The organism is Bosea sp. 124 (assembly GCF_003046175.1).
GTDB lineage: Bacteria > Pseudomonadota > Alphaproteobacteria > Rhizobiales > Beijerinckiaceae > Allobosea.
The window spans coordinates 3405097-3420523 of sequence record NZ_PZZM01000001.1 but is presented as its reverse complement, the minus strand read 5'-3'; the positions used below and the strand labels follow the sequence as shown (position 1 = coordinate 3420523).

12 protein-coding genes and 3 pseudogenes are annotated in these 15427 nt (G+C 61.5%); 7 read left to right on the top strand and 8 right to left on the bottom strand.

What is annotated here, in order from left to right; all coding sequences use genetic code 11:
• Positions 1 to 34 precede the first annotated feature (34 nt).
• A complete protein-coding gene (locus C8D03_RS16180; protein ID WP_181301020.1) occupies positions 35 to 1537 on the top strand; it encodes an O-antigen ligase family protein in 1503 nt (500 codons plus the stop codon).
• 275 nt (positions 1538 to 1812) lie between these two features.
• Here C8D03_RS16180 and C8D03_RS16175 read toward each other — a convergent pair.
• Positions 1813 to 2852: pseudogene (locus tag C8D03_RS16175) on the bottom strand (IS110 family RNA-guided transposase).
• Between the two features lie 171 nt (positions 2853 to 3023).
• Between C8D03_RS16175 and C8D03_RS16170 the strand changes: the two are divergent.
• The gene (locus tag C8D03_RS16170) at positions 3024 to 3836 is read left to right on the top strand and encodes an IS5 family transposase (RefSeq protein ID WP_108047672.1); all 813 of its coding nucleotides are present in this window, start codon (positions 3024 to 3026) and stop codon (positions 3834 to 3836) included.
• A gap of 77 nt (positions 3837 to 3913) precedes the next feature.
• Here the strand turns inward: C8D03_RS16170 and fcl are convergent, their stop codons facing one another.
• The 5 genes and pseudogenes from fcl to C8D03_RS16150 form a co-directional block, all read right to left on the bottom strand.
• The gene (gene fcl / locus C8D03_RS16165) at positions 3914 to 4876 is read right to left on the bottom strand and encodes a GDP-L-fucose synthase (protein WP_108047670.1); all 963 of its coding nucleotides are present in this window, start codon (positions 4874 to 4876) and stop codon (positions 3914 to 3916) included.
• Positions 4866 to 5942, bottom strand: a complete 1077-nt coding sequence (gmd, locus tag C8D03_RS16160; protein ID WP_108047668.1) for a GDP-mannose 4,6-dehydratase — start codon at positions 5940 to 5942, stop codon at positions 4866 to 4868. The genes fcl and gmd overlap by 11 nt, the downstream gene beginning before the upstream one ends.
• Positions 5943 to 6236: 294 nt before the next feature.
• Positions 6237 to 6990 (bottom strand): annotated as a pseudogene (locus tag C8D03_RS16155) (IS5 family transposase).
• A gap of 33 nt (positions 6991 to 7023) precedes the next feature.
• Positions 7024 to 7296, bottom strand: a pseudogene (locus C8D03_RS26865) (hypothetical protein); the annotation flags it as partial.
• A 207-nt stretch (positions 7297 to 7503) separates the two neighbouring features.
• Entirely contained in the window at positions 7504 to 8406 is a 903-nt protein-coding gene (locus C8D03_RS16150; RefSeq protein WP_146170196.1) for a P-loop NTPase family protein, read from the bottom strand.
• A 672-nt stretch (positions 8407 to 9078) separates the two neighbouring features.
• On the opposite strand from C8D03_RS16150, the gene C8D03_RS16145 reads away from it, so the two are divergent.
• The 5 genes from C8D03_RS16145 to C8D03_RS16125 all read left to right on the top strand — a co-directional run bounded on the left by C8D03_RS16145 (position 9079) and on the right by C8D03_RS16125 (position 13528).
• The gene (locus C8D03_RS16145) at positions 9079 to 10635 is read left to right on the top strand and encodes an ISL3 family transposase (protein ID WP_108047664.1); all 1557 of its coding nucleotides are present in this window, start codon (positions 9079 to 9081) and stop codon (positions 10633 to 10635) included.
• Between the two features lie 690 nt (positions 10636 to 11325).
• On the top strand, positions 11326 to 12045 hold the full coding sequence (locus C8D03_RS16140; RefSeq protein ID WP_108047662.1) for an ERF family protein: 720 nt from the start codon (positions 11326 to 11328) through the stop codon (positions 12043 to 12045).
• Positions 12045 to 12677 (top strand): lambda exonuclease family protein, encoded by a 633-nt coding sequence (locus C8D03_RS16135; RefSeq protein WP_108047660.1) that lies wholly within the window; start codon positions 12045 to 12047, stop codon positions 12675 to 12677. The genes C8D03_RS16140 and C8D03_RS16135 overlap by 1 nt, the downstream gene beginning before the upstream one ends.
• A 98-nt stretch (positions 12678 to 12775) precedes the next feature.
• A complete protein-coding gene (locus C8D03_RS16130) occupies positions 12776 to 13138 on the top strand; it encodes a hypothetical protein (protein WP_146170195.1) in 363 nt (120 codons plus the stop codon).
• A gap of 177 nt (positions 13139 to 13315) precedes the next feature.
• Positions 13316 to 13528, top strand: a complete 213-nt coding sequence (locus C8D03_RS16125) for a hypothetical protein (RefSeq protein WP_108047656.1) — start codon at positions 13316 to 13318, stop codon at positions 13526 to 13528.
• A gap of 61 nt (positions 13529 to 13589) precedes the next feature.
• Here the strand turns inward: C8D03_RS16125 and terL are convergent, their stop codons facing one another.
• Together terL and C8D03_RS16115 are read right to left on the bottom strand one after the other, a co-directional pair.
• Positions 13590 to 15023 (bottom strand): phage terminase large subunit, encoded by a 1434-nt coding sequence (gene terL / locus C8D03_RS16120; RefSeq protein WP_181301019.1) that lies wholly within the window; start codon positions 15021 to 15023, stop codon positions 13590 to 13592.
• Entirely contained in the window at positions 15016 to 15414 is a 399-nt protein-coding gene (locus C8D03_RS16115) for a DUF5681 domain-containing protein (protein ID WP_108047652.1), read from the bottom strand. The genes terL and C8D03_RS16115 overlap by 8 nt, the downstream gene beginning before the upstream one ends.
• Between the last annotated feature and the right edge of the window lie 13 nt (positions 15415 to 15427).

Below are 15427 nucleotides of genomic sequence, written 5' to 3'. Positions count from 1 at the left end.
TGATCGTCCCGTCCCGAGGCGTAAACGCCAAGCGATGGTGGCGCGCAAAAACGTGCCGCGCGACCATGGTTTTCTTGGCCACATCCGACGACTTGGCAAAGCGATGATATACGGGCGGCGCGGGCGCGCCCGGAGCTTGGAATTCGGAAGCATCGGCCAGGATGCCCGACGGTCCATCCATCTGCTGGCAACCGGAATTGTGCTGGCCGTTGTGCTACTGGCGCCGTTTCCGCTGGCCTCGGTCGAATGGCGTTGGATCGCGCTCTGGGGCATTCTCCTCGCAGCGAGCACGCCGTTCCTCGACTACAGCCGGATCAGCCGAACTCAGATGCGCGTGCTTGCCGTTGTCCTGGCCGCCTCTGCCGTGCTGATCGGGTACATGCTCCTGCAGACGACCGGCATCGGCTTACTGCCGGAGCATCGCCTATTCACAGAAACCCGGGCCATCTTAAACGAGCCCGTCCAAGGCTATGCCTCGGTGACTCCTGCCCAAAGTCGGCTGATCAGTGGTGGCTTCGCGCTGGCGGTGCTCGCCTTCACAGCGAGCTTCGTTGCAGGGTCCAATCCGCGCACGGCCCGAAATTTTCTGATCGCTATCATGCTGATGGGGATACTTAACGGCTGCCTGGGCGCTTATTTCTTCTACTCTGACCCGCAGCAACTGCTGTGGATTACGTTCGATGTACCAAAGGGGCAACCAAGCGGCACTTTCGTGAGCCGCAATCATGCCGTCACGCTTTTCGCCTCGTCGACGGCAGCCTATTTTGCCATCGCGCTGCAGCGGGTGCTTGCTGCGGTTCCGCGCGGGGCTATGCCGCTGAAGAGCCGGCTTTTGATCATGGCGCTGAACAATCCACCTCAGATCGGGTTGCCGCTGATGCTGTTCATCGTCGGCCTCGCACTGACCTTCGCCACGGGATCTCGTGGCGGGCTACTGGCGCTGCTCGCAGGATTGTTCACGGCTTATCTTCTGGTGCTGATCCGCGTCGCGGGACTGAGGCTCGGCACCGCGCTCGCCGTGGCCGGCTCTTTCCTGGGCATCGGCTTCCTTTCGCAGGTCGGCATGGGCGCGATCGGCGAACGCTTCTCCGAGATGCGCTTGGGCGAGGATGGCCGGGCCGAGATCTACAAGGTCATGTTCAAGATGATCGCCGATAGCCCTTGGACGGGTTTCGGCATCGGCAGTTTCGAATTCGCCCTTCCGCAATACCGCCCATCGACAATCAGCCCGCGGATGATCTGGGACTATGCGCATAGCAGCCCACTGCAGCTGATCGTTGAGCTGGGTATCCCCGCCGCGCTGCTCGGCTTCGCCATCCTGGTCGGAGTCGTATTGGTCTGCATCCGCGGTGCTCTCATCCGTAAGCGCGACAGCGACTTGCCGTTGATCGGAGCCAGTATCGGGATGGTCGGACTGACGCATGCCCTCATCGATTTCTCGTTGCAGATCCCTGGTTTCATGCTGGTGTATGCCTCAGTGCTTGGCGCGGCAGCGGCTCAATCTTTTCGACACGAAACGCATAAGAGTCCTCTCTGATTGGGGTCATTGAGGTCAAGCTGCTTCTGTTCGCTTTCTTTCCGGCTCGTGTCGTCCCGTAGGTCACACGCTTCTCTTCGCGGTCGGCGCTGGGCCGCCGCATGATGGGGTCAGGAGGGCGAGGCGTCTCAATCTGTTCACGACCTTGGGGTTTGCGACCGCAGGTTCTGGACTCTCAACGAGATCGCCTTGCCCATTGTCCCTACGGGAACGATCCGGTTCACCCTTTCGGGATCATGCGTCGTGACTGGTCCTCCCGTTTCGGCGCTGTGGCGTCAGGCTGCGGCCGTGGCGTCGTTTGCGGGATCCTTGCCCCAGCGGAACTCCGCGCCGTCGCTCCACATGCGATGGAGGATGACGGCGAGCTTGCGGGCGACCGCGACGCGGGCCATGCCGCGCGACTTGGCGATCTTCATCCCCCAGACGCGCAAGCTCGACCACTTTTTGCTCCGCACCAGCAGCGTGTGCGCCGCCTCGTAGAGAGCGGTGCGCGCGAGTTCGTCTCCGCAGCGGCTGATCTTGCCCTGGATGTCGGTCTCGCCGGACTGGTAGCGCGCCGGCGTCAGGCCAAGATGGGCGCCGACATCGCGGGACCGCTTGAACCGATCCGGTCGGTCGATCGTCGCCCGGAATGCGAGCGCGGTAATGGGCCCCACGCCCGGCACGCTCATCAGCCGCCGGCAGACAGCCTCCTTCTTGACGAGATTCATCACCTGCTTCGTCAGCATGGCGAGCGCGCCCAGCATGGTGGCCAGGATCGCCAGAAGCGGTTCGACGATCTGCATCACCAGGGAATCTCACCTGCCAGTTCGCGCACGCGGACGGCGAAGGCTGGACGCGACGGTGTGCCGAGCTTGAGGCCGGCCTCGCGCAGGATCGCCCGCACCACATTCTCGATCGAGCGCATCTCGTTCAAGACCGTGCGGCGCGCCACCAGGAGCGAGCGCCACAGCCGGCACTGGCGGCTATTGACATGGACCTGCCGGAACCAGCCCGTCCGCATGATCTACGCCAAAGCGCGGGCGTCGTTGCGGTCGGTCCTGTTGGGCATCGTCTTCATCGCGGCATTGGCCTGGCGCGTCTCGATGCAGATCGCCGGCAAGCCCGCCGCGCGAAGCCCTCCATGAAGCCAGGCCGTCAGCGAGCATGCTTCCAGACCAACGCGCTCCAGAGGCAGGTCGAACTGGTTCAAAGCCGCAGCCAAAGCGACAGGCTCACTCGCCTCACGCGCCCCCTTCACGATCCGCCCTGTTCCATCGACAACGCAGATCGCGGTCTCTTCCAGCGACACGTCCAGTCCGGCATAATAGTTCATGGCTGCTCCTTCCCGATGATTGTGGCCGCTCAGCACGGACCACGTTCTAACATCCCGAACGGAGCAGCCACCCTCAGGCTAAGACCCCAATCACCCCATCTGTCCGAAAGGGTTGAGCGGCTGGGGCGCTCGTGATTCCAAGGGGTTGTTCAGGCCATCTTGTAGCGAGCGATGTGGACCCCAGCCACTCGCCCTCAGCATAGTCGCGCGGGACTTCGATACGAAACGGATTTGACGGATGCGGAGTGGCGGCTGGTTGCGCCGTTGCGGCCGGCGCCGAAGCTGACGGGCCGGCCACTGTCGTGGCCGCTGCGCGAGATCGTCAACGCAATCTTCTATGTCATGCGCGGCGGCGTCGCCTGGCAGCTTCTGCCGAGCGACCTTCCGCCCAAGAGCAGGGCCTATTGCTGGTTTGCGGCCTGGCGGGACGGGGGCGTGTTCGAGGCGCTCAACCATGCGCTGCTGATGATCAATCGCGAACGCAGCGGTCGGTCGGCCTCGCCCAGCGCCTGCATCATCGACAGCCAGAGCGTGAAAACGAACGAAGCCGGCGGGCCCCGTGGCTACGACGCCGGCAAGAAGATCATGGGTCGCAAGCGCCACGCCCTCGTCGATACCGACGGTCGTGGCCCCGTCCTCTTCGCCCATCCTGCCAGTGTGCAGGATCGCGATGGGGCGGGCCCGCTGCTGGCCGCCTCGCGCCGACCGTTCCCCTTCATCGAGAAGGTCTTCGCGGACGCCGGCTACCAAGGCCCGCGTGTCGCGACCGCAACCCGCATCGCCGTAGAGATCGTCCGTCGCAAGCCCGATCAGATCTGCTTCGCCGTTCAGCCCCGGCGGTGGGTCGTCGAGCGCTTCTTCGCCTGGATCAATCGAAACAGACGGCTCTGGAAGGACGCTGAAGCCACCATCGCCTCCGCGACGGCCTTCCTCTACTCAGCCGCCGCCATGGTCCTCATCCGCCGCATCGCGCGAGCGTCATGATTTTCGGGACGGACTCTACACGCGAGCAGTTAAAGGACCTACCTGCCGGAACACCTCGGAACGCGTGCAACGAGCCATCAGGCTCGGTTCGCCAGGAACCACCGATAGGTCTGGGCGATGCCCTCCTTGAGCCCGATCTTCGGCACCCAGCCCATGGCGCGAAGCCGGTCGGCGCTCATCAGCTTGCGCGGCGTGCCGTCGGGCTTGCTGGTGTCCCTGACGATCTCGCCCTTGAAACCGACGACCTCGCAGACGGCTTGCGTCAGCTCGAGTATCGTCACGTCCTCGCCCGAACCGATATTGACGTGCTCGAAGCCTGAATAGTGCTTGAGCACATGGACAAGCCCATCGGCGCAGTCGTCGACATGCAGGAACTCGCGGCGCGGCGTGCCCGTGCCCCACATCGTGATCGCTCTGTCGCCGCGCTGCCTGGCTTCATGCGCCTTGCGCAGCAGCGCCGGCATGACATGGCTCGACTGGAGATCGAAATTGTCTTCCGGCCCGTAGAGGTTGGTCGGCATCGCCGAGACGAAGTCGCAGCCGTATTGCTTGCGGTAGGACTGGGCGAGCTTAATCCCGGCGATCTTAGCGATCGCATACCATTCGTTGGTCGGCTCCAGCGGCCCGGTCAGGAGCGAATCCTCCTGGATCGGCTGCGGCGCGAATTTCGGATAGATGCAGCTAGAACCGAGGAAGAGCAGCTTGCCGACGCCGGCCTGACGCGAGGCTTCTACGATGTTCGCCTCGATCATCAGGTTCTGGTAGAGGAAATCGGCCGGAAAAGCGTCGTTGGCGAGAATGCCGCCGACCTTGGCGGCCGCCACGATCACGACCTCGGGCTTGTTCTTCGCCAGCCAGCTCTCGGTCTGGTCCTGACGCAACAGATCGACCTCGCTGCGGCCGGCTGTGACGATCTCGCACGCTTCGCTTGCCAAGCGGCGCACCAGCGCCGCCCCGACCATCCCGCGATGGCCGGCGATCCAGATGCGTTTGCCGGCGAGATCGTAGCTGGCTTCGCTCGGCGAAACGTCACTCGGCATTGCGGCGGCGCTCCTGCTCGACGACCTTCAGGTCGGACACGACCATCTCCTCGCAAAGCTGCTGCCACTTCGTGTCGTGTTTCCAGCCGAGCTTGGTGAGCGCCTTGGTGGGGTCACCGATCAGGAGCTCGACCTCGGTCGGGCGGAAATAGCGTGGGTCGATTTCGACCAGAACCTTCCCGGTCTTGGCGTTGAGCCCCTTCTCATCGACGCCCCCGCCCTGCCAGGCGAGATCGATGCCAACTTGTCTGAAGCCATGCGAGACGAAATCGCGCACCATGGTGGTTTCGCCGGTCGCCAGGACGTAGTCGTCGGGCTCGTCCTGCTGCAGCATCAGCCACATGCCGCGGACATACTCCCGGGCATGGCCCCAGTCGCGCTTGGCGTCGAGATTGCCGAGATAGAGCTTGTCCTGATAGCCCAGATGCATCGCGGCGATGGCGCGCGTGATCTTGCGGGTGACGAAGGTCTCGCCACGCAGCGGGCTCTCATGGTTGAACAGGATGCCGTTCGAGGCATGCATGCCATAGGCTTCGCGATAGTTCACCACGATCCAGTAGGCATAGAGCTTAGCCGCAGCATAAGGGCTGCGCGGATAGAACGGCGTCTTCTCGCTTTGCGGGATCTCCTGGACCTTGCCATAGAGTTCCGAGGTCGAGGCTTGGTAGAAGCGCGTCCTCCGGGTCAGGCCGAGCAGGCGGATCGCCTCGAGCAGACGCAGCGTGCCAGTGGCGTCGGCGTTGGAGGTGTATTCCGGCGTCTCGAACGAGACCTGAACATGGCTCTGGGCCGCGAGGTTGTAGATCTCGTCGGGCTGAACCTCCTGGACGATGCGGATCAGGTTGGTCGAATCCGTCATGTCGCCATAGTGCAGGATGAAGCGCGGATCCTTCTCGTGCGGGTCCTGGTAAAGATGCTCGATGCGACCGGAGTTGAAGGAAGAGGAGCGGCGCTTGATGCCGTGGACGATGTAGCCTTTCTCGAGCAGCAACTCCGAGAGATAGGCGCCATCCTGCCCCGTCACGCCGGTGACGAGTGCAACCTTACCAACCCCAGACCTGTCCATATCGCTCTCCACGCACCTCTCCTCCGCACTTGCGCACGAGTAGCCTTATGTCAACTTCTACCAGAGCGGGAACTAGGAACCGGCGGCACTTTCCGAGAACGCCTAGCGCCAATGATTCAGCCAAAGCAGATATTTTTGTACGCCACGCGATTATTCGCTGTACATATTATCGCAATCGCGCTTTCGGCAGAAAGAAATAGAGCTGACGTGACGGTTCCGGCGCAGATCCTGGGAGAAAGGCGGCCAAGTTCAGTGTCCTCGTTCAGCGTAGCATCTAGGCTCAGGACTCGTTGATCAGAGCCAGAATATGACGGCTGCTGCGATACAGATGGCCGAGAAGAATGTGTGGGCGCATCGGTCGTAGCGTGTTGCGATGCGTCGCCAGTCCTTGAGCCTGGCGAAGAGGTTCTCGACCTTGTGGCGCTGGCGATAGAGCGCCTTGTCGTAGGGATATGGGATCTTCCGGCTGCGGCTCGACGGGATGCAGGGCTCGATGCCCTTGGCAGCCAGTGCGTGGCGGAATGCGGTGCTGTCGTAGCCTCTGTCGGCGATGAGAGCTTTGGCCGGCGGGAGGGCATCCAGCACGAGGCTTGCGCCCTTGTGGTCGCTCATCTGGCCTTCCGAGAGCAGCATGACGATCGGGCGGCCGACCTCGTCGCAGACGGTGTGGAGCTTGGAGTTCAGTCCGCCTTTGGTGCGCCCGATGCGACGGGGAACAGCCCCTTTTTGAGCAGGCTCGCCGCCGTGCGATGCGCCTTGAGATGGGTGGCGTCGATCATGATGCGCTCGGGCTTTGGCCCTTGCCCGGCGAGGCCTGCGAAGATCCGATCGAAGACGCCCAGCCGGCTCCAGCGGATGAAGCGGTTGTAGAGCGTCTTGTGCGGCCCGTAATCCTTGGGAGCGTCCTTCCATTGCAGACCGTTTCGGATGACATAGACGATCCGCTCACCACCCGCCGGTCATCGACACGCGGCACCCCATGCGAGAGCGGGAAATACCCTTCGATCCGAGCCATCTGACGCTCGCTCAGCAAAAACAAATCACCCATCACAGCGTCCTCCCAGACACCGTGAATCACACCTCAAACCAAATTAATAGGTCCTGAGCCTAGGTCATGATCTTCGGCTAGAGATCGTCGTTCGCCGCAGCTCTGAGCTTTCGCAGCTACCGCGTACCGCATTCGGCACCTAATGCTGTAGGCCCCGACCGCCGTTGACAGCGCATCGGGCGTCATGATGGTGTTCGCAGCAGTCGGCTCCCGGCGCCGGGCCAGGATGTTGAGAATGACGTCGGCCGAATGCGCGCCTTGCTTCAGTGCCTCGGCGCAGGCGGCTTCGACTGCGGGCAGGCCATCCTCACGGAACGCGAAAGGATCAAACGCCAGACCATCCACCAAAGACGCTTGCAGCATCAGCTGCAGGCTGCATAGCCTTAAACCCAGATGAGCCAGAGCCTCCCTTTCTGAGACACCGAGACGGTCTCAAATCATCTGACGACGGACACTCGTCGGCAATGCCTACGGGCTGTGGTCGATGCTGTTCGGCTAGGCAGCGGGTGGCGTCTATCTTAGAAGCCGGGTCGACAAAATCTCCAACACCTCAGCTTGTGCAGATGTCGACTTCGGCCGCGTCAATGCGTGGCATGATACCTGGTTCGCAACTGTCCCCAAATGCGCAATCACACCGGGTAGATGCCCGAACATCGATACAAGATAGGGCCGATATATCGCATTCATCATGGCTTCGAACCGCAGTGAGTGCTGGAGATCCGTAAGCGCTACTGGGTCGCCCCACGCGATTTGGATCATGTGTTGCAGCGGCAGGGGTTCATGGGTGAAGATCTGCGGCAATGACACATGGAACTTTCCCTCGCGAAAGCTATCCTGGCGAGCCTCACTCTCGCCAACGCCCAGCAAATCGATGCTGTCCTGCCAAAGCTTAACCCTGTGCATCCCGACATGAAGAAGCGGTTGCTGATCGGCCGGGTCAAGTACCGCTACATCGTCGCAGAGCACCGGCCAACCCGTCTGCCTACTCAGGCTCGTAACTAGCGTGGACTTGCCGGCACCGGACGCACCGGTAAAAGCCCAGACGCCCCCGGGGGTTGATATCGCGCTAATGTGGATCGGAATCATCCGCCTTTGGTGAGCCAGGGTGCCCAGCGCGACGCCATACAAAAATGCCCGCATGTCGGCCTCCTCCGCGCCGGGCTCCAATTGAATAGTGACGCTTTTCCCCCGATCGACGAGAAAGCTGGCGATGCCTTCAAAACGGTAGAGGCAGGCTTGAGGCGAAATCACAATCCAAGAGGCCATCTCCGTTCCATTGGCGAGGTCGCTCGGCACTTGGCCTAGCCCAACACGAATGCAATCGCGTCCACAGGGCCCACTCAGTTGGCTAAGTTCCGGCAAATCCAAGGACGCTTCAATCGCCAGGCCATAAAGGCCGAAGTATCGTATGCTCATGTCGACGCGCCGGCTAGGCCGATACATTTAAATTATCAAACACACGATTATTTGATTTATAAACGATCAATAGTTTAATACTACATAATATTCCTATGTGAACTAGGAGAATATCATTTTTGATCAAATTATAGATCATGGACTTTACATTCCGAAATATGTCTAGAATCAGATCTAATGATGGCCTGAATCACATGACTTCATTACAGCACGAATACACGGCAACCACATTAGATTTGGCCGCCGACTTTCAAGTTTGGTGCACAATTAAAGTTAATATTATGCCGCTACCCATTTGTTAATTTCTTGTTTACCTTTCTCACAAGCCCTGATAGGGAAACGTCGCGGCGTAGGATTGTGATTGGACTGACAATATGGATCAGGCTCTGAGGATTTCGACAGAAGACGCTGAATTAAAGCAGGTTTGGATTGAGCCAACACTGGTGACGCTGAATATCGAAGAGACTCTCGGCGGGACGATTCCGAACAGTCCCGAAAGTTTTATCGCAGGTAATAGCGGGAACCATGGGGTCGGCTCCTAGTACGTACACGCTTCGCTAGGTGAGTATGATATGCCGCGGTGCGGATTTGCCGCGGCATATTTTGGCTCTGACTCAAATCTGCTGCATGTAGCCGCTGATCTGGCGCTGTTTTCCACGAGGAATCAGCGTAATGGATCAGCGATTTCGGCCAGCCAGTCTCGTTCCCACGGGATTGATTGTCGACGGTGTTGCGATCGAAAGCGATCTCGTCGTTGTTCGGGTCCGATCTCCCGTAGAGGCGTGCCGATGTCCTGATTGTGGGGCGATCTCGCGACGGATCCAGAGTCGGTACTGGCGACGAGCGAAGGACCTGCCGCTCGGTGGTCGGCGTGTCGAGCTTCAGGTTCTGGTCAGGCGTTTTCGCTGCGACGGCGTCTTTTGTGGCCGCCAGATCTTCGCGGAGCGCTTTGAGACGGGCGTGCTTGCGGCGCGAGCACGCCGGACTGAGCGCCTCGACCATATCGTCCAGCACCTGGGCCTCGCGTTGGGCGGCAGGCCCGGAGCTAGCCTTGCAGCCAGGATGATGCTGCCGGTCAGCAACGACACATTGCTCCGGGTGGTCCGTCGGCGCGCCAAGACTCCAAGCGAACCATTGCGCGTGATCGGCATCGACGACTTTGCCTGGCGGCGCGATCACCGCTACGGCACGATCGTCTGCGATCTTGAGCGCCGTTGGCCGGTGGTCCTGCTGCCTGATCGGGAGACAGCGACGTCGGAAGCCTGGCTCCGGCATCAACCCGCTGTCCACACGGTCGCTCGTGATCGCGGCGGCGGTTATGGGGAAGCCGTGGCGCGGGCTTTGCCAGAGGCGATGCAGGTCGCTGATCGCTGGCACCTCATGGAGAATGCCAGCCGCGCGTTCCTGGACGCGGTGCGCAAATCGATGCGCCAGATTTGTCGGACCATCGGCGCCACCGTGGTGAATCCTGCGCTCCTGACGGCGGCCGAGAAACTACAATATGAAGGCTATCTGCGGCGAGAGGAGACGAATGCAGCCGTTCTCGCACTCTGGCAGGACGGCATGCCGATCAAACAGATTGTGCGGCGGACGGGTCATCACCGCATGACTGTCCGGCGGATCGTCCGTGGTGAGCGCGGCGACGTGTTCCGACCGCGCCAGGGTTCGCTGGAGGCGCACCTGCCTTGGCTCGATGCGCAATGGGATGCCGGCGCTCGCAACGCATCGGCCCTCTGGCGCTCGCTGCGAACGAGCGGCTTCCAAGGAAGCCTCAGGGTCGTTCTGGAATGGGCGACACGCCGCCGGCGCGCGGAGAGAACCGATGCAGGCAGCCTTGCGCGCGTTCCGTCGGCGCGCACTATCGCGCGGTTGATGACCGTCGGTCGCGACAATCTCACAAAGGCCGAAACGGTCGCCATCGCAGCGATCGAAAGCGGAGTGCCGACATTGGTCGAGTCCCGCGAGCTCGTCGCCGACTTCCACGCCATGATCAAAACCAGACAGGCCGAGCTACTGTCGCCCTGGATCGACCGTGCTTCAAGCAGCCTGATCGCTTCGCTGGCGAATGGCGTCAGGCGAGACGACGCGGCCGTCCGCGCGGCGATCATCTCAGCCTGGTCGAACGGCCAGACCGAAGGTCAGATTACCCGACTCAAACTCGTCAAACGACAAATGTACGGCCGAGGAAAGATCGACCTCCTCCAGGCCCGCCTGATCGGTGCCCAATGATGGAAAACGTCAGCGAAATTGCGTCAGAGCCAAACTTGCACCGAAACACATGAGTCATGGTGGGTGGCGTCGGTAGGGAAGCCGATTATGATCACACGCACAGGCGCTGGCATCATGCACCACAACTTGTTTGCAGGTCCGGCTGACGCATTTTGACCGTCTCGCCCTTGAAACAGCCCCAGAGGTTCCAGGGCCGGGTTCGAAGACATAGGAATTGATGATGTCTGTGCTCGGGCGTTAATCGGCTCCAGATATAGACGCCATCCAAGAGAAATTCCGTTCGCCCCAATCTCGCTAAACCGACTTGTCTGCGCCGCGGCACGGAGCTAATCATCCAAACACTGAAGCAAAACAGTGAGGTATCTAAAGATTATATCCAACACAAATATGTAGAATCTTCTAGATCTATTGCGAATTAATCGTCCCAAACATCAAATTTAACGCTAATTATTGATCGCATGATCTTCTGCTTTCCTGACCGATGTTTCAGAGCTGCGCTCGAAACTGGGTGACTACCCGCTAGGTTGAATGGTTTCACATTCCGTTTGACCTTGGCTGACCGTCCCAACGGCATTCGCATGGCCGCTGGTTTTAATCCGCTTCCCCGATTTGCCCTTGCCCGGTTCGTGCCCGAGCGAGAACGACGACGCACGCCTGATATCCCACCCCTTGCCTGACCTGGAGAGACCGATGACAAGAGTTGCCCGCAGTAACCGCGTGAGTGAAGCACCCTCACCCATCCCGCCACCCGCGCTAAGCTTGCTAAGCGCGGCTTTAGCACGAGGCGCCGATGGCGAGATGCTAGAGCGCCTAATCGGGTTCCACGAGCGCTCGCAAGCTCATGAGGCGCGAAAGGCCTTCGAAAAGGCCCTCGCTGCAGCCAAAGCCAAGATTCCGGTGATCGCCAAGAACCGCCAGGCGATGCTGGGCCGGCAGGCCTATCGCCATGAGGACCTGGCCGAGATCGTCCGTACGATCACCCCGATCCTGACCAAGCGTGGGCTGTCCTATCGCTTCCGCTCGCAGAGCACAGGCGCGCTTGTCACGGTGGTGTGTGTGATTTCGCATCGCGATGGCCACAGCGAAGAAAACAGCCTTTCGGCCAGCCCGGATGAGAGCGGCGAGAAGAACAGTATCCAGGCGATCGGCTCTACGCTGACTTATCTGCAGCGGATGACCTTGAAGGCGGCGCTGGGCCTTGCCGCCTCCGACGATGATGACGGTCAAGCTGCCAGCGCATCCGCCGCGGTCTCACGCCAGCAGGCACGCGAACTGCTCGACCTGATCGACGAGGTTGGCGCCGACAAGGAGGCGCTGCTGCAGTTTTTCCAGATCAAGGGCGTCACCGAGCTGCCGGCCGCACGGTTTCGCCAGGCGCTCACCATGCTCAACTCCAGGAGGACCAACTGATGAGCGACCCGCTCGAGATCATCACTTGCGACCAGGGCTCGCCGGAATGGGCCCAAAGCCGCCTTGGCATCCCGACAGCCTCCGAGTTCGCGGCCATCCTGACCAAGGGACGCGGCGGCGCCGAGAGCAAAACCCGGCTGAGCTATCTCTACAAGCTCGCTGGCGAGCGCCTCACCGGCGAGCCGATGGAGACGATCAGCTCGTTCCATATGGAGCGCGGCAAGCTGATGGAGGACGAGGCCCGCAGCGTCTACGGTTTCGTCACCGGCAGGTCTTGCGAGCGCATCGGCTTCCTGCGCCGCGGAATGGCGGGCGCCTCGCCCGACGCGCTAATCGGCCAGGATGGCCTGCTCGAGATCAAAACCAAGCTGCCGCATCTGATGGTCGAGACCATCCTGCGCGGTGAGTTCCCGCCCGAGCACAAGGCACAATGCCAGGGCCAGCTCTGGGTCGCGGAGCGTGAATGGATCGACATCGCCGTCTATTGGCCGGGCCTGCCGATCTTCATCACCCGCGCCAGTCGGGATGAGGCCTATATCCGCGAACTCGCCGAGGCGGTCGACACCTTCAACACCGAACTCGATCTCACAGTCGAGCGGATCAGATCTTATGGCTTGGCGAAGGCGGCGTGATGTCTGGCAGCTCCGAGACCAGCAAACCGCCAGGAGCGGTTCCGCCACGGAGCCCCTCCGCCCTGCGCCGCGAGTTCTCGCGCACCCAGAAGGTCGCGATGATCAAGCGCGCCATGACGGGCGCAGGGCAGATCCTCTGCGAGGGATGCGGGCTCAACATTACCGGCAAGGTGATCGAGTTCGATCACATCATTCCGGAGGCCCTCATTCTCGACAAGACCGCCGACCTCTCGATTGCCGACGGCCATGTCCTCGGGCGCGATTGTTGTCATCGCCGGCCCGGCGGCAAGACCGCCTGCGATCTCGCCGACATCACTGAGGCCAAGCGGCGCGAGGCGAAGCACCTGGGCATTCGCCCCAGGCCGCGCCTCGCTGGGGCAGGGTTCACGCCGCCAGAACCGCAGCGATCCGCCTCCCGCCCCCTGACCAAACCAGCGGCCTGGCGCCGCAATGATCCATGATCCGACCAATCTGGAAGCCCTGCTGATGATGACCGCCGATCCGATCGCGCCTCGCCGACGCCCCCTCAGGCGTTGGCGCCCGATCAGCGCCATGATGCTGACGCTTGCTCTCTCCGGCTGCATCACACGCACCACGATGCAGTTTAGCCGCCCTGATGGTCGCCTGGATGCCACTTCGTGGCGCAGTTCCAGCAGGACGACGCAATCTGCAAAGGCGAGGTCGCCAAAGCAAAAGCCATTGCCGCGCCGATCTATATGGGCAGAAGCTTGGTCGACGCGATGGAAGCCGACATGCTGGAAGGCCAACGTAACAATGCGCTCCGGCAGATCATGGTCGGCTGCATGGCCCAGCGCGGCTACTCGATGACCATCGTTGCTGTGCCGCAGTGATGGTCTGGGTTATGACGCGGGCCACAGCCGGCTCCGCCTCTCGCAGAGCCGGCCTGGAAGGTTAAGCCCGCTGGAACCGCGACTGCGGCCGGACGATCTTCTGCGGCCTGACGGGGAGAACCGGCGTGCGGGCAGTGAGGTATTTCAGGGCCTGGCTGGTGGAATCGACCTGGTCGTCATGGCGCCCCGTGGGGAAGGCCAACAGCTCGGAGAGATAATCAGCCAGCCAATGCGCCTGCTGGGGCAGGAACACCTGCCCGGCCTCGAACCGCGCGGCTTGCGCCTGCAACCGCGCCGTCTTGTCGAACCGGGCTCTCTGCAACAGCGGGTAGAGCTGACCTGTCCGGCGCAGATCCTGCGACAAGGCGCGACCGAGTTCGGTGTCCTCGATCAGCGTCGCAGCGACCTCATAATCCTGCGCAACCGTGATCATCTTGCGCCGCAGCTCGGGGCTCTCCCAACGCCCGCGCACTACGTCCAGAAGATAGTACTGCTGGCCCCGCGCGCCCCAGACCGTGCCGACCGACCAATCCGCCGTCTCCGTCAGGGTCGATGCGGTATCCCACGATGCGATCACCAGTTCGAAGCCCTCGGGCCTATGATCGTAGGACCTGATCCAGTCACTCTTGATCGCGTTGCCTTCCGCCGGCAGCGGGTTCTGCTGATACTGCGCCGAGAAGTTGAGCGTCCCGAGGTTGCGCTTGGCAACCTCCAGCCACGCGAGCGGCTCTCGTCCGGGATGAAGCACCTCACCAACCCGGCGGTGATGCAACGCCTTCGGGCCGTCGCCGATGCGATAGGTCGTATCTTCCATCGCGATGGCGGGGATCGACAGCACCTCCCACTCTTCCTTGTCCAGGACGTGGCCGACGAGGTCGTCCTGGTGGAGGCGCTGCATCACGATGATGATGGCGCCGTTGATCCGGTCGTTCAGGCGCGAATACAGCGTCGCATCGTAGAACTCCGTCACGCGACGACGCCCGGCCGCCGAGAGCACCGCGTCGAGGCCATTGATCGGGTCGTCGATGACGATGAGATCGGCGCCGCGCCCGAGCACCGAGCCGCCGATCGAACCGGCAAAGCGCGAACCTCGCTCGCTGGTCTCGATCTCGTTCTTGCGGTTGGACTTGATCGCGAAAGCGGGAAACAGCCCGCGATACCACGAGCTCGTCACCACACTACGGAAATCCGCAGCGTGTTTGAGCGAGAGCTCGTTGGCATAGCTGATCGCCATGATCCGCTTGCGTGGATCATGGCCCATCACCCAGGCGGTATAGCCGATCGTGACGCAGATTGACTTGGCCGAGCGCGGCGGCACATTGATGATGAGCCGCTTGCACTCGCCTCGCCAGACCCGCATCAGCTGATAGGCGATGGCAAAAATATGCCAATTCGGCAGATAGGGCGTGCCGGGATCCAGCGTCATGAAGCTGCGGGCAATGAAGCTCGACAGGTCCTGGCGCAGGATCGCATTGAGCAGGTTTGGGTCAGTCATCGCAGCCCCCATCGGCGCGACGGCCACGGGCGAAGAAGCCCGCGAGCAGCTGCGCCTCTTGCTCCTTCGTCATCTCCCCGGTTTCCTCGCTCGCACCCTCCTTCATCAGGTCAAGCAGCCGAAAGACTTCCTTTCGCGCTGCGGCGTTACCCTTCAGCTCGCCGTCCATCGTCGTGCGCAAGAAGGCTTCAAGCATCGTGACATACTGGATTTTGCCTTTCTTCTTAATCTGGATCGTTTCCGACACGAGCTTGGTAAACTCAGCGAGCAGATCGAGCTGCGGCTTGGCTTTACGGCGGCCGGAGGGGTTGCCACTGCGCCCCTTCTGGAAGCGGCTGTGCTGCGGCGGGTTTTTGTACCCGACGGGGGGCTGTTCGGTGTCGTGGGACATCATCGCCTCCCAC